This window comes from Achromobacter xylosoxidans, from assembly GCF_001457475.1.
Lineage (GTDB): Bacteria > Pseudomonadota > Gammaproteobacteria > Burkholderiales > Burkholderiaceae_B > Achromobacter > Achromobacter xylosoxidans.
The window spans coordinates 2,536,351-2,554,293 of record NZ_LN831029.1 but is presented as its reverse complement, the minus strand read 5'-3'; the positions used below and the strand labels follow the sequence as shown (position 1 = coordinate 2,554,293).

13 protein-coding genes are annotated in these 17,943 nt (G+C 71.0%); 8 read left to right on the top strand and 5 right to left on the bottom strand.

The window, feature by feature from the left end:
• Window positions 1–107 precede the first annotated feature (107 nt).
• Window positions 108–1,148 (top strand): LacI family DNA-binding transcriptional regulator, encoded by a 1,041-nt coding sequence (locus tag AT699_RS11525; RefSeq protein ID WP_006386418.1) that lies wholly within the window; start codon window positions 108–110, stop codon window positions 1,146–1,148.
• A 76-nt stretch (window positions 1,149–1,224) separates the two neighbouring features.
• Here AT699_RS11525 and AT699_RS11520 read toward each other — a convergent pair whose 3' ends face one another.
• Complete coding sequence (locus AT699_RS11520; protein WP_024068570.1) at window positions 1,225–2,028, bottom strand: class I SAM-dependent methyltransferase; 804 nt, start codon at window positions 2,026–2,028, stop codon at window positions 1,225–1,227.
• Window positions 2,029–2,393: 365 nt separating this feature from the next.
• Between AT699_RS11520 and AT699_RS11515 the strand changes: the two genes are divergently transcribed.
• The 3 genes from AT699_RS11515 to AT699_RS11505 all read left to right on the top strand — a co-directional run bounded on the left by AT699_RS11515 (window position 2,394) and on the right by AT699_RS11505 (window position 4,877).
• On the top strand, window positions 2,394–2,777 hold the full coding sequence (locus AT699_RS11515; protein WP_006386420.1) for a DUF4180 domain-containing protein: 384 nt from the start codon (window positions 2,394–2,396) through the stop codon (window positions 2,775–2,777).
• Window positions 2,778–2,989: 212 nt separating this feature from the next.
• Window positions 2,990–3,571, top strand: coding sequence for a TetR/AcrR family transcriptional regulator (locus AT699_RS11510; RefSeq protein ID WP_006386421.1), 582 nt, complete (start codon window positions 2,990–2,992; stop codon window positions 3,569–3,571).
• Between the two features lie 97 nt (window positions 3,572–3,668).
• Window positions 3,669–4,877: an MFS transporter gene (locus tag AT699_RS11505; protein ID WP_020927237.1), complete on the top strand. Its 1,209-nt coding sequence runs from the start codon at window positions 3,669–3,671 to the stop codon at window positions 4,875–4,877.
• 58 nt (window positions 4,878–4,935) lie between these two features.
• On the opposite strand, the gene AT699_RS11500 is transcribed toward AT699_RS11505, so the two are convergent.
• Entirely contained in the window at window positions 4,936–6,129 is a 1,194-nt protein-coding gene (locus AT699_RS11500; RefSeq protein ID WP_024068568.1) for an MFS transporter, read from the bottom strand.
• Between the two features lie 177 nt (window positions 6,130–6,306).
• Between AT699_RS11500 and AT699_RS11495 the strand changes: the two genes are divergently transcribed.
• The 3 genes from AT699_RS11495 to AT699_RS11485 all read left to right on the top strand — a co-directional run bounded on the left by AT699_RS11495 (window position 6,307) and on the right by AT699_RS11485 (window position 9,222).
• Window positions 6,307–7,251: a LysR family transcriptional regulator gene (locus AT699_RS11495; protein ID WP_024068567.1), complete on the top strand. Its 945-nt coding sequence runs from the start codon at window positions 6,307–6,309 to the stop codon at window positions 7,249–7,251.
• Between the two features lie 136 nt (window positions 7,252–7,387).
• The gene (gene hutG / locus AT699_RS11490) at window positions 7,388–8,188 is read left to right on the top strand and encodes an N-formylglutamate deformylase (RefSeq protein WP_006387048.1); all 801 of its coding nucleotides are present in this window, start codon (window positions 7,388–7,390) and stop codon (window positions 8,186–8,188) included.
• Between the two features lie 20 nt (window positions 8,189–8,208).
• Window positions 8,209–9,222, top strand: a complete 1,014-nt coding sequence (locus tag AT699_RS11485; protein WP_024068566.1) for a LysR family transcriptional regulator — start codon at window positions 8,209–8,211, stop codon at window positions 9,220–9,222.
• A 39-nt stretch (window positions 9,223–9,261) separates the two neighbouring features.
• Here the strand turns inward: AT699_RS11485 and AT699_RS11480 are convergent, their stop codons facing one another.
• Window positions 9,262–10,449: an NAD(P)/FAD-dependent oxidoreductase gene (locus AT699_RS11480; RefSeq protein WP_024068565.1), complete on the bottom strand. Its 1,188-nt coding sequence runs from the start codon at window positions 10,447–10,449 to the stop codon at window positions 9,262–9,264.
• Between the two features lie 225 nt (window positions 10,450–10,674).
• The gene (locus AT699_RS11475) at window positions 10,675–11,640 is read right to left on the bottom strand and encodes a LysR substrate-binding domain-containing protein (RefSeq protein WP_006387045.1); all 966 of its coding nucleotides are present in this window, start codon (window positions 11,638–11,640) and stop codon (window positions 10,675–10,677) included.
• A gap of 93 nt (window positions 11,641–11,733) precedes the next feature.
• Here AT699_RS11475 and cydC point away from each other — a divergent pair, with 93 nt between their 5' ends.
• Entirely contained in the window at window positions 11,734–15,348 is a 3,615-nt protein-coding gene (gene cydC / locus AT699_RS11470; protein WP_024068563.1) for a thiol reductant ABC exporter subunit CydC, read from the top strand.
• Here the strand turns inward: cydC and AT699_RS11465 are convergent.
• On the bottom strand, window positions 15,314–17,902 hold the full coding sequence (locus tag AT699_RS11465) for a penicillin G acylase (RefSeq protein WP_024068562.1): 2,589 nt from the start codon (window positions 17,900–17,902) through the stop codon (window positions 15,314–15,316). The two genes, cydC and AT699_RS11465, sit on opposite strands and share 35 nt — an antisense overlap.
• Between the last annotated feature and the right edge of the window lie 41 nt (window positions 17,903–17,943).

Below are 17,943 nucleotides of genomic sequence, written 5' to 3'. Positions count from 1 at the left end.
GGGTTGCGCAATGCTAAGGGCTCCGAACGCAAAAATCGACACCGTGTAAACCCTAGGTTGCCGCCTAAGGCCCTGGGACGGTATTCGTGCGTGTATCCTCCAGCTCCATGAACAAATCCCGCCCTGTCACGTTGCAAAGCCTGGCGCGGCAGCTCGGCCTGAACGTGTCGACCGTGTCCCGCGTCCTCAATGGTTCCGAGGACGACGCCCGCGCCGCCGCCGCGCCCGACACGGTCAAACGGATCCGGGCGCTGGCCGCCGAGCTGCAATACCAGACCAATCCCCACGCCGCCAGCCTCAAGACGCGCCGCAGCCGCACCATCGGCGTGCTGGTGCCGCGCCTGTCGGACATGGTGCTGGCGACCATCTACGAAGGTATCGACGAGGCCGCGGCCGAACACGGCTACCTGACCTTCGTGTCCAACACCCAGGACGTGCCCGACAAGCAGCGCAAGCTGATCGACATGGCGCTGGCGCGGCGCGTGGACGGCCTGATCCTGGGCGACGCCCACAGCCACGACGGCGCCGCGCCCAATCCGCTGCTGGCCGAACTGGCGCGGCGCGACGTGCCGTTCGTGCTGGTCAGCCGCCATGCCGACGACCACTGCGCCGTCACCTGCGATGATCTCGAAGGCGGCCGGCTGGCGGCCGAGCACCTGCTGGCCATGGGCCACCGGCGCATCGCGGTGATGGTGGGCGAACCCTTCACCAGCACGGGCCGCGACCGCTCGGCGGGCTTTTTCGCGGCCTGTGCCAGGCACGGCGTCGAGGTCCCGGCCGCATGGCGCATCGAAAGCCCGTTCGACACCGACGCCGGCCGCCACGTGGGCGCGCGCTTGCTGGCCGGCCCGGACCGCCCCACCGCCATCTTCGCGGTCAACGACTTCCTGGCGGTGGGCGTGATGGGCGCGGCGCGCGAGCACGGCCTGGAGGCCGGCCGCGACGTGGCCGTGGTGGGCTACAACGACACGCCGCTGGCGGGCGCCCTGCCCATCGGCCTGACCACCATCCACTCGCCCATGCACCAGATGGGGCGGTTGGGGCTGGAACTGTTGCTGCAGAAAATCGCCGGCGGCCGCCCGGACAGCGTGCGGCTGGCGCCCACGCTGGTGGTGCGCGGCAGCAGCGACCGGCCGATACCGGGCTGAACCGCGCCGACAGGCTCGGCCACCGGCCGCATGGCCAACCACCGGGCCCGATCGGCCCGGACGATCGCCGCTTTCCTCACCCCCGCGCCGGCTTGACCGCCCGCGTCGCCAGGAACGTCGGCACGTAGCGGTCGATCAGGAAGCGCGGCCGCGGCTGGAGGTCTTCGTGAAAGCCCGCCAGCAGGAAACCGGCGTCCAGCTGGCCGCCGATCTGGTCGCGCAGGCTGTGGCCGAACACCAGAGCCTCGCCGCGCGCGCGCTTGGCGTCCAGCGCCGCCGCGTCGAGCGCGCGGGTGTCGGCGTAGGGCAAGGCATGCACCGGCCGGATCAGCCCGTCCCGGGCGTAGCGCGGATCGCGGTCGCCGACGAACACCACCGGGTTGTAGAAGCTCGACAGCAGGCTGCCGCCCGGGCGCAGCACGCGAAAGCACTCGCGCCATACCGGCCGCACATCGGGCACGTATAGGTTGGAGATCGGGTGGAACACCACGTCGAAGGACTGGTCGGCGAAGGCCGACAGGTCGCGCATGTCGCCCTGCACGGTGGCCAGCGCCAGGCCGTCGCGCGACGCCACGGCGCGGTCCTGCGCCAGCTGGCGTTCGGACAGGTCGAACACGGTGACCTCGGCGCCGGCCGCGGCCAGCACCGGCGCCTGCTGGCCGCCGGCGGACGCCAGGCACAGGACGGCCAGGCCCTTCACCTGGTCGAGCCAGCCGGCCGGCAAGGGGCCGGGCGTCAGGCGCACGGCCCAGTCGCCGCGGCGGGCGGCGGCGATGACGTCGGGGGTGACGGGGCGCGACCACTCGCAGTCCTGCGCGGCGAGCTGGTCCCAGGCGGCCTGGTTGTGGGCGATGAGGTCGAACGGATCGTGAGCAGGCATGAAGCCTCCGGAGTCGTGATGCGGACAGGGCCGCGCGGGGCGCGGCTGGCGGACGGGCGCGTTGGCGCGACAGGCCCGGCGTGCAGACCCGGCATCACGGACGGCGCGGCCCGCTCGTCGGGCGAGGCGGGCGCGTCAGCGGATGGGGTCGCCGGATGGGGTCGCGGGATTGGGTCGCTTCAGGCAGCGAGGATCACGTCGTCATACTCCGGTGGGATGGCGGCCATTCTAGCGCACGCCCCGCTGGTGCCGGCGCGCGGAGCGCGGCAAGGCATCGGGCGGCAAACCCCTGCCGCCAAAGAGATTCGCGGCCCGGATATCATGATCGCCCCAAGACAACACCCTTTGAACCAGGCATCCACGCCATGAGCACCTCATCCCCCAGGCTCGTCGACATCGGCGGCAAGCGCGTTCTGCAATACGGCGAGACCGGCCCGGCCCTGGCCACCGGCCAGGACACCAATGACCTGATCAGCGCCGCCTGGGAACACGAGGCCGAGTGGCTGGCGCTGCCCGCCGCGCGCGTGCATCCCGATTTCTTCCGGCTGGAAACGCGCATCGCCGGCGAGCTGATCCAGAAGTTCGTCAACTACCGCCTGCATTGCGCGGTGGTAGGCGATATCTCGGCGCACCTGGCCGCCAGCAAGTCGCTGCGCGACTTCGCCTACGAGACCAACCGCGGCCGCGTGTTCTGGCTGCTGGAGGACATGGCGGCGCTGACGGCGCGACTGACGGCAGGCCAAGGCTGAGCGGGCCATCGGTCGGCTGCCTGGCTCGTCCCCCTGCCCGGCGAGCTCGTGGCGCGGCTAGTGGTTATTGCTGGCATGGAAAAAACGGCAACTCAAGGAAAGCGCCAAGCTCGGTCCATTGCGCAAAGCCCCTTCGGCGCGGACGGTCTTGCTTGACGCTGGCTCGCCCCGAACCGTATTCTTATTTGAACGATCATTCCATAAACCACGCCATGCGCACCAAGGATTTCGAACCCGACGAAGTCGCCGACGCCGCCATGCAGGTGTTCTGGCGGCGCGGCTATGCCGCGACCTCCGTGCAGGATCTGGTGGACGGCACCGGGCTGGGACGCGGCAGTCTCTACAACGCCTTCGGCAGCAAGCAAGGCCTGTACGAGGCCGCGCTGCGGCGCTATCACGAACTGACGGCCGCCAATCTCGACCTGCTGGCCCGGCCCGGCAATGCGCGCGAGCGCATCGGCCGCCTGCTCGACTTCATCGCCGACGACGAATTGCGCGAGCCCTCCCGGCGCGGTTGCCTGGTCGCCAACGCCTCGCTCGAAATGGCGGGGCAGGATGAGATGGTGGCCGAACTGGTGCGGCGCAATTTCCAACGCCTGGAAAAAGCGCTGGAACAGATCCTGGCCGAAGGGCAGGCCAACGGCGAGATCGACGCCGGCAGGTCGCCGCGCGCGCTGGCCCGCTTCATCGTCACCACCGTCCAGGGCCTGCGCGTGGTCAGCAAAGGCAGCAACGCGCGCGAGCGCCGCCAATGGCTGGGCGACGTGATTTCAGTGGCGCTGGGCACGATCTAGCACATCCCCTGGCATACTGGACCGCCTCGGCACCCGCGCTTTTTTTCGTTCTTTTTTGGAATGACCATTCCAATTCAATCGCAATCGGAGTTTCCGCATGAGTTTCACCTCTCCCCTGCCCGCCGAGGGCTGTCCCGAACACGGCGCCGACAGCCTGCCCATGGGCAGGCTGCTGGCCCTGGCGCTGGCGGGCTTCATCGCCATCATGACCGAGACCGTCCCCGCCGGCCTGCTGCCGCAGATCGGCCTGGGCCTGGGCGTGTCCGAGGCGCTGGCCGGCCAACTGGTGACCCTGTTCGCGGCCGGCTCGGTGCTGGCGGCCATTCCCATCATCGTCGCTACCCGCGGCTGGAACCGCCGCCCGCTGTTGCTGTTGGCCATCGGCGGCCTGTGCATTTTCAACGTGGTGACCGCGCTGTCGGCGCACTACGCGCTGGCGCTGGCGGCGCGCTTTGGCGGCGGCATGGCGGCCGGCCTGCTGTGGGGGCTGCTGGCTGGCTACGCGCGCCGCATGGTGGCCACCCGCCAGCAGGGCCGGGCCCTGGCGGTGGTGGGCGCGGGCCAGCCGCTGGCGTTGTGCCTGGGCGTGCCGGCCGGCGCCTGGCTGGGCAGCCTGATGGACTGGCGCGGCGTGTTCTGGCTGATGGCCGCCGTGTCGCTGGCGCTGGTGGTCTGGATCCGCGCGGCCGTGCCCGACTTCGCCGGCCAGGCCGCGCGCCAGCGCCTGCCGATCGCGCGGACCCTGCTGCTGCCCGGCATCCGGCCGATCCTGTTCGTGCTGTTCACCTGGATCCTGGCGCACAACGTGCTCTATACCTACATCGCGCCCTACCTGATCCACCTGGGTCGGCCGGCGTCCGTGGACATGGTGCTGCTGGTGTTCGGCGCCAGCGCGGTCGCCGGCCTGTTGTTGACGGGCGTGCTGGTGGACCGCCGCCTGCGCCGGCTGACGCTGCTGTCGCTGGCACTGTTCGCGCTGACCGCCACCGCGCTGGGCCTGGCCGGCGCCCACCCCGTCGTCCTGATGGCTGGCGTGGCGTTGTGGGGACTGAGCTTCGGCGGCGCGCCGACGCTGTTGCAGACCGCCCTTGCCGACACCGCCGGCGAACATTCGGAGGTGGCGCAATCGATGCTGGTCACGATCTTCAATCTGGGCATCGCCAGCGGCGGCCTGCTCGGCGGCGTGCTGCTGGACACGGCCGGCGCGGGCTCCTTCGCATGGACGGTGGCGGCACTGGCCGCGATCGCGCTGCTGGCGGCCTGGCGCGCCCGCGGCCACGGCTTCCGCCCCGGTCACCGGCACTGACGTCAGGGCCGCGGCGGGCGTACGGCCGCCGTGACCGAGCGGCGCGCCGCGGCGACCCTCAGTCGCGCGCGCTGCGGCCGGCGATCGCCGCCAGTGGCGCCAGCATGCATGCGGCGGCGGCCAGCAACGTGGCCGGCAGCCCCCAGCGGTCGACGCCGATGCCGCCCGCCAGCGCCCCCAGCGCGATCGCCAGATTGAACACGCCGACGAACCAGGACGTCGCCGCCTCGATGGCGCCGCGTGAAGCCTGCATCACCCAGGTCTGCAACGCGACCGAAACGCCGCCGTACGACAGGCCCCACAGCAGCAACAGCGCCACCACGGCGCCGCGCGCCTGGCCCAGCCACGGCAGCAATGCCAGCGTCGCCAGCAGGCCCAGCAAGATCGCCAGCAGGGTCGCGCGTGGGTGCCGTCCCGCCATGCCGCCGGCGGCGAAATTGCCCACGATGCCGGCCACGCCGTAGGCGAACAGCAGCGGGCCGATCCAGGCCGGCGCGAACCCCGCCATCGACTGCAATACGGGCCGCACGAAGGTGTAGGCCATGAAATGCCCGGCCACCAGGAACAGCGTGATGAACAGCCCCCGCCGCACGTCGGGGTTGCGCAACTGCCGGCCCAGCTGGCGCGCCGTGACCGATTGCGCCACCGGCAGCGGCGGCAAGGCCGGCGCGGCGAACAGCAGCACGGCCGCGCTCAGCGCCGCCATGGCGCCAAACGCGCTGCGCCAGCCCGCCAGATTGCCGATCAATGCGCCCAGCGGCACCCCCAGCACCGACGCCACCGCCACGCCGCCGAAGATCACGGCGGTGGCCATGCCGATGGCGGCGGGCGGCACCAGCCGTCCCGCCAGGCCGCCGGCCACCGCCCAGATGCCGCCGATGCAGACGCCCACCAGCACGCGCGCGGCCAGGAACCACGCCATGTCCGGCGCCAAGGCGCTGCCCAGGTTGGCGGCGGCCAGCAGCAACAGCAGGCCGCACAGGATGCGGCGGCGGTCGACGCCACGCGCGCCCATCACCACCAGCGGCGCGCACAGCGCGGCCAGCAGGCCGGGCACCACCATCAGCCAACCGACACGGCCGGTCGACGCGTCCAGGCTGGCGGCGATCGGCAGCAGCAAGCCCACGGGCAGCATCTCCGTGGTGACGACGCAGAACGTCGCCATGCCGGCCGCCAGCACGCCGGCCCAGGCAGCGGGCGGGCTGGTGGCCGCCGTGGCGGGCCGGGGTTCGATGGCGATGCTGCGGGTCATGGGAGGTTTCTCACCTGAGGGGAACAATGGAAAAGTGAATGGCGGGCCGGTCGTGGGGTCCATCTACCTGGCCAGTCTACTGTTTCCATTTCACTGATAAAGTAGCCTCATGGATAAACAAAAGGGACGATTTGTCGCCAATCGAGCGCTCGCTCCCCTTTCCTGTTGGAACTGCCCATGACGCCCCTCACCGCCACCGGCATCGACCACCTCGGCGACGTGCTCGCATTCGTGCGCGTCGCCGACGCGCAGAGTTTCACGCTGGCCTCCGAACGGCTGGGCCTGTCGCGCTCGGCCATCGGCAAGTGCATCGCGCGGCTCGAACAGGGCCTGGGCGCGCGGCTGTTGCATCGCAGTACCCGCAGCGTCAGTCTCAGCGACGAAGGCCGGCTCTTCTACGAGCACGCGCAGCGCATCCTGGCCGAAGTCGACAACGCCACCGGCGCCATGGCCAGCCGCCAGGAGGCGCCGCGCGGCCGCCTGCGCATCGACCTGCCGGTGGCGCTGGGCCGCCTGCACATCATGCCGCTGCTGGCGTGCTACCTGCGGCAATGGCCCGAGGTCGAGGCCGACGTGAGCTTCAGCGATGACTACGCCGACCTGGTGCGCGATGGCATCGACCTCGCCATCCGCATCGGCGGCGAGGCCGACAGCCGGCTGGTGCGGCGCGTGCTGGCGCCGCATCGGCTCATCACCTGCGCCGCCCCTGCCTACCTGGAACGCCACGGCGTCCCGGCCTCGCCCGACGCGCTGGCGCGCCACCGGACGCTGGCCTTTACCCACATGGGCGCGCCCGTGCCGTGGCGTTACGCCAGCCATGGCCAGGAGCGCAGCGTCGCCGTGGCCGGGCGCCTGCGGCTGGGCGACACCGAAGCGCTGCGCGATGCCGCGCTCGAGGGCGCCGGCATCGTCCAGCTGGGCGCCTTCCTGGTCGGCGAAGACCTGCGCCAGGGCCGCCTGGTGCCGCTGCTGGAAACCCACGCGCCACCCGGCGCGCCGGTCTGCGCCGTGTACCCGCACCGGCGCCACCTGGCGCCCAAGGTACGCCGCCTGATCGACGAGATCGCGGCGCGCTGGGCCGGCGGCGCGCCCTGGGGCGGGTTCGGGTCGCCTCCGATTTGAATCAGCTATCATGATGATCAGCATCGCCTTGCACGATGCAAACGCCCGCGCCCCGCAGACTCACACTAGCATAGCGCGGCACCCAGCCGGCCTTCTTGCCGCGCTAGCCTGACCCGCCTTACCCCCGGAGTTTTTCTTGAGCGACATCTATCACTTCAGCCGCGGCACCGCGCCGCTGCTGATCTCCATTCCCCACCTGGGCAGCCAGTTGCCCGATGCGCAGCGCGCCCGCATGACGGCCGTCGGCCAGCAGTCCGGGGACACCGACTGGCACCTGGACACCCTGTACCAGTTCGCCGACGCGCTGGGCGCCTCGGTGCTCGGCGCGCGCTACTCGCGCTACGTGGTCGACCTGAACCGCCCGCCCAACGACGAAAGCCTGTACCCCGGCCAGACCAAGACCGGCCTGTGCCCGACCCACACCTTCCGCGGCGAGGCGCTGTACCAGCACAACGCGGCGCTGACCGACGACGAGCGCGAGCATCGTCTGCAGACCTACTGGCAGCCGTACCACGCCAAGCTGCGCGAGGAACTCGACCGCATCCGCGCCGAACACGGCACCGTGCTGCTGTGGGAAGCCCATTCGATTGCCAGCGTGCTGCCGCGCCTGTTCGAAGGCAAGCTGCCCGACCTGAACGTGGGCACGGCCGACGGCGCCAGTTGCGCGCCCGACATCCTGGACGCCATCGCCGAACGCCTGCCCGGCTGCGGCTACACCAGCGCCGTGAACGGCCGTTTCAAGGGCGGCTACATCACCCGCCACTACGGCTCGCCGGCCGAAGACATCCATGCCGTGCAACTGGAGATGTGCCAGTCCACGTATATGGACGAGTCCTATCCCTACGGCTACCAGGCGAACGCGGCCGCCAAGGTCATCCCGGTGGTCGAGGGCATGGTGCGCGCCGCGCTGGCGCAAACGCTGGCGCGCAAGCGCTGATCCGCCCGCCCGACCGCCCGATGAACCGCCTGCCCGACCGCGACGCGGATCCGTATCCCGAATGGAGCCTGCTGCTGGCCTGGGTGGCGGTGGTGCAGGCCGCGTCGGTTTCGGGCGCGGCCCGTTTGCTGGGACTGTCACAGGCGGCGGTGTCGCAACGGATCAAGCAGCTCGAAGCCGCGCTGTCGACCGAACTGCTCGACCGCAGCACCCGGCCGGCGCGCCCCACCCCCGCCGGCGACCTGCTGTTCGAGCACGCGTCGCGCCTGCTGGCGCAGGCCGGCGACATGACCGAAAGCGTGCGCAACCTGAGCCGCGCGCGGCGCAACATCGTGCGCTTCGGTTGTGTCGACTCGTTCGCCGGCACCCTGGGGCCGACGCTGATCCACGGGCTGTCGGGCGCGTCGCGCCAGATCCGGTTGTGGTCCGGCATTACCCCGGTGCTGGACAGACAACTGGAAGAACGCCAGCTGGACCTGGTGATCAGCACCAGCGCCGCCGCCGATGCGCCCGCGATCCGCAAGCTCGGCCTGTTCAGCGAGCCCTACCTGCTGGTGCTGCCGCGCGCCACGCCGCCGCAGGAAGCGCGCTCGCTGGCCGAACTGGCGCGCCGCAGCCCGTTCATCCGCTACAGCGCGCGTTCGCACATCGGCGCCGCCATCGACCGGCTGCTCGAATCGCGCGGCGTCTTCATCGAGCGCACCTTCGAATTCGATAACACCGATCCGCTGCTCAGCCTGGTCACGGCCGGCCTGGGCTTCGCCATCAGCACGCCGCTGTGCATCTGGCAATCGCGCCATTTCGTCGATCAATTGCGGGTGTTGCCTCTGGCGCCCTGCCTGGACAAGACCCGCGCCGATGCGCCTGACCTGGCGCGCAGCTTCTATCTGGCGGCGCGGCCGCAGGAGGCCGGCAAGCTCCCGGCCGAGGCCCGCAACGTGATCCTGGTGGCGGTCGAACGGCTGATGCGGCAAGACGTGGCGCCGGCGCTGGGCTTGCCGCCTGCCACGCTCTGGCGCAGCCTGCGCCGCTGAGCCGCCGGCCGCGCGCGTCGGGCGCCCCGGCCCGCGCCGTCACGACACCGCGCCGCGCCCATAGCTGCCCGTCAGCAGCGCGCCGCGCGTGAAACGCGCCAGCGCATACGGCGCCAGGGGGACGTCGGTCGCCAGCCCCAGCGCTTCCTGCGCCAGCACCCGCCCCACCGCCGGCGACAGCTTGAAACCATGTCCGGAAAAACCGAATCCGGCCACCAGCCCTTCGACCCCGGCGATACGTCCCAGCACGGGATTCCAGTCGGGCGTGACGTCGTACACGCCCGTCCACGACGCGGCCAGTCCGGCCTCGGCATAGGCCGGAAAACGCGCGGCCACCTGTTCGCCGACCTCGGCCACGTAATCCAGCGGCACATCGCCCTGCTCCACCTCTCCGGGCGCCAACCTTTCGCCCTCCGTGCCCTCGCTGACCAGCATCTGGTTGCCGCCATAGCTGCGGCAATAGAGCATGCCGGGCGAGGCCAGGTCCTTGTAGACGGGCATCGTGTAGGCATAGGGCGCGGCGGCGCATTGCAGCGCCAGCACCGCGTGGCGCTCGGGCGCCAATGGCATCGCCACGCCGGTCCAGGCCGCCAGTTCGGCGGTCCAGATGTTCTGGGTGCTGACCACCACCGCGCTGGCGTAGTCGCCCGCCGACGTGGTCACGCCGGTCACGCGCCCGTTTCGAGTCAGCAGGCCGTGCACGGCCACGTTCTCGCGGATCGTCACGCCGCGCCGGCGCGCGGCGCGCGCGAAGCTGGTCGCGACCAGGTAGGCGTCGGCGAAACCGGCCTCGGGCTCGAAGCCGATCAGCGCGGCATCGCCGAAATCGGCGATCGGCAGCAGCTCGCGCGCCTGCGCCGCGTCCAGTTCGTGCACCGGGATGCCCAGCGCGCGCTGCTGCGCCAGCGCCGCGGCCAGCGGCGCGCGCTTGTCATCGTCGGCCGCGGCTATCAGGTAGCCGCAGCGCACCAGGCCGCTGGCGGCGTCGTCGTCGCCGACGTAGGCGGCGAAGTCGGTGAACGCGCCCCACGAACGCCGCGCCAGTTCGACGTTCTCGCGCACCGAGTAATGGGTGCGCAGGATGCCCGACGATTGCGCGGTGGTGCCAGCGCCGATGGCGCCGCGGTCCAGCACCAGCACGTTGCGGGCGCCCAGGGCCGCCAGGTGGAAGGCGACCGAGGCGCCGACCACGCCAGCGCCGATCACGATCACGTCATAACTCTTCATGGCCACGCTCCAGAAAGCAATGGCGGCAGTGTGACGCGGGCCGCGGCCGGCGCCCGCTATATCAGCGCGGCGAATATTGAGTAGAAGCGACCGATGGGCAACGATGGAAGGAAAACGGCGTCATGGCAGCCGGCCCGCCAGCGTCCAGGCCAGGCGCCAGCGGCTGCGCGACGGCCAGTGTGCTGTCCCGTGGACACGCCCGCACGAAATCCAGGGGACAGCACACTAGGCCGCGCCCGGCTGACGCCACGACATCGTCGCGCCGCGCCCCTCCTCGGCCAGGAACTCCACCAGCGCCGGCAACGAGGCGTCCATCGGCCGGTTGGCGTGGATGCGCATCACGTATCCCCACGAGCCCGGCATGCGCAGCCCCGGCGCCAGCGTCACCAGCCGGCCGCTGGCCAGTTCCTCGTCGATCAATGGCGCTCGCCCCAGCGCGATGCCGACGCCGGCGGCCGCCGCCGCCACCACCGTGCTCAGGCCGCTCAGCACCAGCGGATCCTGGCCGGCGCTTTCCGGCAGGCCCAGGCGCGGACGCCAGGTGCGCCAATCGGTTTCGGGACTGTCGATGTGCTTTTCCTCCAGCCAGCGGTGGCGCGTGAAGACCGCGGGGTCGTCGCGTTCGTCGGGCGCGACCAGCGCCGGGCTGCACACCGGCACCACGGTTTCCGTCATCAGCGGGATATCGCCCGGCGCCGCCAGGTGCGGGCCGAGGGCGCGCACGTGCAGGAAGGCCAGGTCGATGTCCTGCGCTTTCCAGGCAGGGTCCTGGCTGGCGTGCAGGAACACCTGGATGTCGATGTCCGGGTGCAGTTCGATGAAGCGGCCGATGCGCGGCGCCAGCCAAAGCGCGGCCAGCGAGGGGTTGGCCGACACGTTCAGGTTGTAGCGCCGCTTGCCGCGCGCGCTGCTGCGGGCATGGCGGCAGGCGGTCTCCAGCAGGGTCAAGGCCTGTTGTACCGACACCAGCAGCGCGGCGCCGGCCTCGGTGGTTTCCGCCCGGCGCACCGTGCCGCCCCGGCGCAGCAGGCTCACGCCCAGGTCGGCCTCCAGCGCGCGCAGCTGATGGCTGACGGCGCTCTTGGTGACGTTGAGCTCGGCCGCGGCGCGGCTGAGGCTGCCCAGGCGGGCGACGGCCTCGAAGGCGCGCAGCGCGGCCAAGGGCGGCATATGGGTGGGCAGGGTCGGCATGGGTTGAGTTTATCTCAACCCATGATTGAATAACTATCGCTATCGCGCAAGGGCCGGATGCGTGACCATGCAGGCTCTGCAAGGAGCATTGATATGTATTTCGATTCGAGGCTTTGGCAACTGACCGCGGGGCTGCGCGCCGGCATGGCGGGCGGCATTTTCCTCGGCCTGCTGGCGCTGGCCGCGGGCATCGCCCGCTACGTTTTCCTGGGCCAGCTGCTGGCGCGCATGTTCGACGGCGCGCCCTGGCAGGACTGGCTCGCGCCGGCCCTGTACGCCGGCGCCATGGTGCTGCTGCGCGCCCTGCTCGACCACCTGCGCACGGTGCAGGCCAACCGCTGCTCGGCGCAGGTGCAGCAGACGCTGCGCGCGCGGCTCTACGACCGCATCGTGGCGCTGGGGCCGGCCTGGTTCGCCAACCAGCGCACCGGCGGCGTGATGCTGACGGTGGTGGACGGCGTGGAGCAATTGCAGACCTTCTTCGGCCAGTACCTGCCGCAGGTCGCCATCGCCGCGGCCGCGCCGTTCGCGATCTTCGCCGTCATCGCTTTCTGGGACGTGCCGACCGCGCTGGTGTTCCTGGTCGCGGCGTTGTTCGCGTTGTTCGGGCCGATGGCCGTGCACATGCTCGACCGCCGCGCCAGCCTGGCGCGCACCCGCTCGCTGAACGAATTCGGCGAGGAATTCCTGGACGCCGTCCAGGGCCTGCCGACACTGAAATCGTACGGCCAGGGCAAGGCCTGGGGCGAGCGCCTGGCCGCCCGCGCCCGGGCCCTGTCGGACAACACCTTCTGGGTGCTGTCGGTGAGCCTGCTGACGCGCGGCATCAGCGACCTGGGCGTGGCGCTGGGCGCCGCGCTGGCGCTGACCGTGGGCGCCTGGCGCGTGGCCGCCGGCGACATGAGCGTGGAAGCGCTGCTGATCGTGCTGATGGCCGGCACCGAGATCTTCCGCCCGCTGCGCGACCTGCGCTCGGTGCTGCACCGGGGCATGCTGGGCCAATCGGCCGCCGCCAGCATCCACGCGCTGATGGACGCGCAGCCGCTGACCGCCGCCCCCGCCGTGCAGGCGGGCGCCGCCCCCGCGCGGCTCGACCCCACTATTGAATTCGACGCGGTGGCGTTCTCGTATTCGCCGCAGCGCCCGGCGCACCAGGGCCTGTCGTTCCGCGTCGCCGCCGGCGAACGCGTCGGCATCGTCGGCCCCAGCGGCGCCGGCAAGTCCACCATCGTGCGCCTGCTGTTGCGCGAGTGCGTGCCGCAGGCCGGCGCCATCCGCGTCGGCGGCCACGACGTCAACCGGCTCGACACGCAGACACTGCTGGGCCAGATGGCGCTGGTCAGCCAGGACATCACGCTGTTCCACGGCACCATCGACGAGAACCTGCGGCTGGGCCGGCCCGACGCCAGCCATGACGAGGTGCGCGCCGCCGCCCGCGCCGCCAACATCGACGACTTCATCATGGCGCTGCCGCAAGGCTACGCCACCCGCATCGGCGAGCGCGGCCTGCAACTGTCGGGCGGCCAGCGCCAGCGCGTGGCGATCGCCCGCGCCCTGCTGCGCGACGCGCCCATCCTGATCCTGGACGAGGCGCTGTCGTCGGTCGACACCGAGAACGAAGCGCTGATCCAGCAGGCCCTGGACCGCCTGATGGCCGGCCGCACCACGCTGATCCTGGCGCACCGCCTGGCCAGCGTGATCGGCGCCGACCGCTGCCTGGTGCTGGACCAGGGCCGCGTGGTCGAGCAGGGCCCGCACGATGCGCTGATGCGCCAGCGCGGCCTGTATTACCGCCTGATGCATGAACAGGCCCTGGCGCTGGCCGCGCCGGCCGCGCCCGCGCAGGCCGCGATGGCGCGCGCGGCCACGCCCGCCGCCCACGGCAATGACGATGACGCCGGCGGCCAGGGCCCGGCGCTGCGCTCGCTGGATGCCGATGCCGAACAGGTCGGCTGGCGCGCCACGCTGGCGACCCTGCTGTCGGTGGTGCAACCCTGGCGCGGCACCCTGATCGCCACCATCCTTCTTGGCGTGGCGCGGGTGGCGGCCTTCATCGGCGTCGGCGTGCTGAGCGCGCTGGTGGTGGCCGCCATCCGCGACGGCCGCGACACCTCCGCGCTGATCGTCGGCCTGCTGATCGCCGCGCCGCTGGCCGCGCTGTTCCACTGGCTCGAATCGTGGCTGGCGCACGCCATGGCCTACCAACTGCTGGCCGACATGCGCGTCAAGCTCTACGACAAGCTGGAGCGGCTGGCGCCCGCCTACCTGCTGCAACGCCGCTCCGGCGACCTGGTGGCGCTGGCGACGCAGGACGTCGAAATGGTCGAGTACTTCTACGCCCACACCATCGCGCCGGCCATCGTCTCGGTGCTGGTGCCGCTGTCGGTGCTGGGCTTCCTGGCCTTCTACAGCTGGCCCGTGGCGCTGGCGCTGCTGCCGTTCCTGGCCTATGCGCTGGTGTCGCCGGTGCGCGGACGCCGCAAGGTCGACGCGCTGGGCGACCACGCCCGCCAGGCGCTGGGCGAAATGAGCGCGCACACCACCGACACCATCCAGGGCCTGGCCGACCTGACCGCGTTCCAGGCCACCGGCCGCCGCCGCCAGGAATTCCTCAAGGTCGCCGACCAGTACCGCGTGCGCCGCCTGGATATCCTGCGCGACCTGTCGCGCCAGACCGCCTGGTTCGAGACCGCCATGGGCCTGGGCGGCCTGGCCGTGGCCGTGGTCGGCGCGCTGCAGGTGTCGGCCGGCGCCCTGTCCGCCAGCATGCTGCCGCTGCTGGTGCTGATCGCGCTGGCCACCTTCCTGCCGGTGTCGGAGATCTCCCAGGTCAGCCGCCAGCTGGCCGACACCATCGCCGCCACCCGCCGCCTGCACGTGGTCAACAACGAGCCCGAGCCGGTCACCGACGGCCCGCTGCCGCCGCCGGTGGCGCCGCACGGCCTGTCGCTGGCGTTCGACCACGTGTATTTCACCTATCCCGGCAAGAGCCAGGACACGCTGCGCGACCTGAGCTTCACCGTGCCGGCCGGCGCCACCGTGGCCGTGGTCGGCGCCTCGGGCGCGGGCAAGAGCACCGTGGCCAGCCTGCTGCTGCGCTTCTGGGATCCGCGCCAGGGGGCGGTCAAGCTCGACGGCGTGGACGTGCGCCAGCTGCGGCTGGACGGCCTGCGCGAACGCGTGGCGCTGGTGACGCAGGACACCTATCTGTTCAACGACACGCTGGAGGGCAACATCCGCCTGGCGCGTCCCGACGCCAGCCGCGAGGAACTGGCGCGGGCGTTGGAACAGGCCGCGCTCGGCGATTTCGTGCGCAGCCTGCCCGAGGGCCTGGCCACGCGCGTGGGCGAACGCGGCATGCAGCTGTCCGGCGGCCAGCGCCAGCGCATCTCGATCGCCCGCGCCTTCCTGAAGAACGCGCCGGTGCTGATCCTGGACGAAGCCACCTCGCACCTGGACACCCTGTCCGAGATGCAGGTGCGTGGCGCGCTGGATGTGCTGATGCGGCACCGGACCACGCTGGTGATCGCGCACCGCCTGGCCACCATCCGCGACGCCGACCTGATCCTGGTGCTGGACAACGGCGCCCTGGCCGAGGCCGGCACCCATGACCAGTTGCTGCGCAAGCAAGGCGCGTACGCCCGGCTTGCCAGCCACCAGGGGGCGCGCGACCTTACCGCCGGTAGCGCAACGTCTCTTCCGACGTAGCGTTGCGCCGCACCTCGTCCGCCGTGAACCACACCCGCTTGCTGCCAAAGCTGTTGTACAGGTCGAACTGGTCGCGGGTGTGCGGCGACGGCGTGCCGTCCGGGGCGACGAAGCCGCTCTGCCCCGGCGCCACCACGTCCACCGCGCGCACCGACCTGCCGTCGAACACCGTCATGTTGTTCTCGGTGCCGCGGTTCTGCGTGGCCGGATAGCTCAACACCGCCTTGGCGTCGGCCTGCGGCACGCCCAGGAAGTTCTTGGGCGCGAACACCATCGGCGGCGCCGGGATCTTCCACGCGGCCGGATCCTTGCCATAAGCCTGGCGCAAGGCCGCCAGCGCGTCGTCCAGCGCCGCCAGGATGACATCGTCGGCGCGCGCGCCATTGAAGAAGTCATACCGCTGCGGCACCCCGGCAGCCGGACCCGCCAAGGCGTTGAACAACACCTTCACGCCGGTGGTCAGGTTGAGCGAACCAGTGGCAGGCGCCTGCGGCGTCGGATACCCGGTGGCGCTGTACCACTTGAAGAAGTCGGCCGGCATCTCGTCGGCCAGGGTGCGCTTGAGCATCGCGCGCAGCCAGGCGTCCATCACCGCCGGGCCGGCGTTGTCGTAGTAGCCCGGCTCGCGCTCGCTGGTCATCATGCCGTCCCAGCCCCCCAGCCCCGCCACCAGCCGCACGCGCGGATCGTCGGCCGGCAGCCCCTGCACCGCTCGTTGCAGGAACGGCAGGAAATGGCGGCGGTTGACGTCGGCATAGCTGGTGGTGCGGATCAGGTCCCACATCTGTTGCGGGCTGACCTTGCCGCCGTTGGCGGTCATGGCCTTCAGGCGCGTCTCGATCTCGGCATAGCGGTCGGCCTGCCCCCAGACGATGGCGAACAGGTCGGTGGAGGGATAGCCGCGCATCGGCTGGTTGTTCCAGTTGGCGATGAACCCCTGGCCCGGGTTGTAGACCTGCGGATTGGTCGAGAACGGCAACAGGCCCAGCCAGTCCATTTCGCCGGTGCCCGGCACCGGCAGGCGCGGATCGTGGCCCGGCCGGCGCCTGGGATAGAAGCCCGTGTGCGCGTAGCCGATGTTGCCGCGGTCGTCGGCGTAGTACCAATTGATGGTCAGCGCGTGGCGCGCCGCCTGCGCCTTCCATTGTTCCCAGTTGGCCGACTGCGTCTTGCGGGTCCAGGCCATCAGCGATTGCAGTTCAAAGCCCTCCCAGGCGCGCGCCTTGGCATAGGCCACGTGCTGCGCGTCGTCGAACTTGACGATCAGGCCATGCACGCTGCGGTACACATCCAGCGTCACCGGCGCCGCGTCCTTCACCAGGATCAGGTCAGTGCGCTTTTCCAGCGTCTTCCATTGGCCGTCGTGGAAATAACGGTTGCGGTCGGCCGGATCGAGCTTCTCGGCGTAGATGTCGACATCGTCGCCGAAGCCCGCGGTCGAGCCCCAGGCCACGTGCGCATTGTGGCCGAACAGGATGGAGGGATAGGCGAACGGCGTGTTGCCGACCACGTCGAAGCCGGCGCCGTGCAGGCCGATGCCGTAGGTGTAGGCCGGATTCCACCAGCCGAACTGCGGGCCGTTCAGCAGGATCGAACGGGCATCCTTGGCATGGTCACGGCCCACGATCCACATGTTGCTGGTGGTCGGGAAGCCTGCGATGCCCGGCTGGCCCGATTGCGCGTATTGCTCGGCCAGTCGAGCCCGCAGCGTGGCGGGCGCGCCATCGACCACGCCGCGCGTGGCCGGATCGCGCACCACGCGTTCGAGCATCGGCGGCGTGCCGTCGTAGCGCGGCAGCGCGTAGGCCAGCTGGTCCGCGCCTTCCGGCTGGAACACGGCCGGCTGGTAGCTGCCCTCCTGGGGCGGCACCGTGGTCGGCGCGCGGCTGTCCGTCAGCCAGCGCAGCTGGTTGAAGATGCGCATGGCCTCGGCCTCGCCGTGCCTGTCCTTGAGCGCCGTCAGCAGCGCCAGGTTGTCGATCTCGCTGTTGGCGTCAGAGAAGCGGTTCGCCATGGTGCCGATGAAGATCATCGCCACGTCGTAGGCGGTCCAGTCGGCCGGCGCGAAGCCCAGGTCGTTGAATTCCTTGGGCATCAACTGCCCCGGCTGCGCGCGGATCCGCGCCAGCCAGGCGTTCATGCCGGCCGCGTAGCCGTCCAGCACCTGGCGGTCGGCGGCCGGCAGCGCCGCCAGCTGGCGCTGGATGCGTTCGGGCGAAAAATTGCCGCGGATGGATTTGTCGAACGCCACCATCGACGCGCCGAGCACTTCGGCCACCCGGCCCTGGGTGCTGCGCCGCGCCATCTCCATCTGGAACAGCCGGTCCTGCGCCACCGCGTAACCGTAGCCGTAGAAAATGCCGTACACCGTGTCGGCGTAGACGTGCGGCATGCCATGGGCGTCGCGCCGGATCGTGACCTTGCCGTTGACGCCTTGCGCCGGGGCCGCGACGGCTGCGGACTCCTGGCCCGCGGCTTGCGCCACGGGTTGCGCCATCGCGGGCAGGCAGGAACAGGCCGCCACCAGGGCGGCCGACAACACATGCTGCTTCATTGAATCTGTCTCCGTATCGAATGGGACCGCGCCGCGAGCCT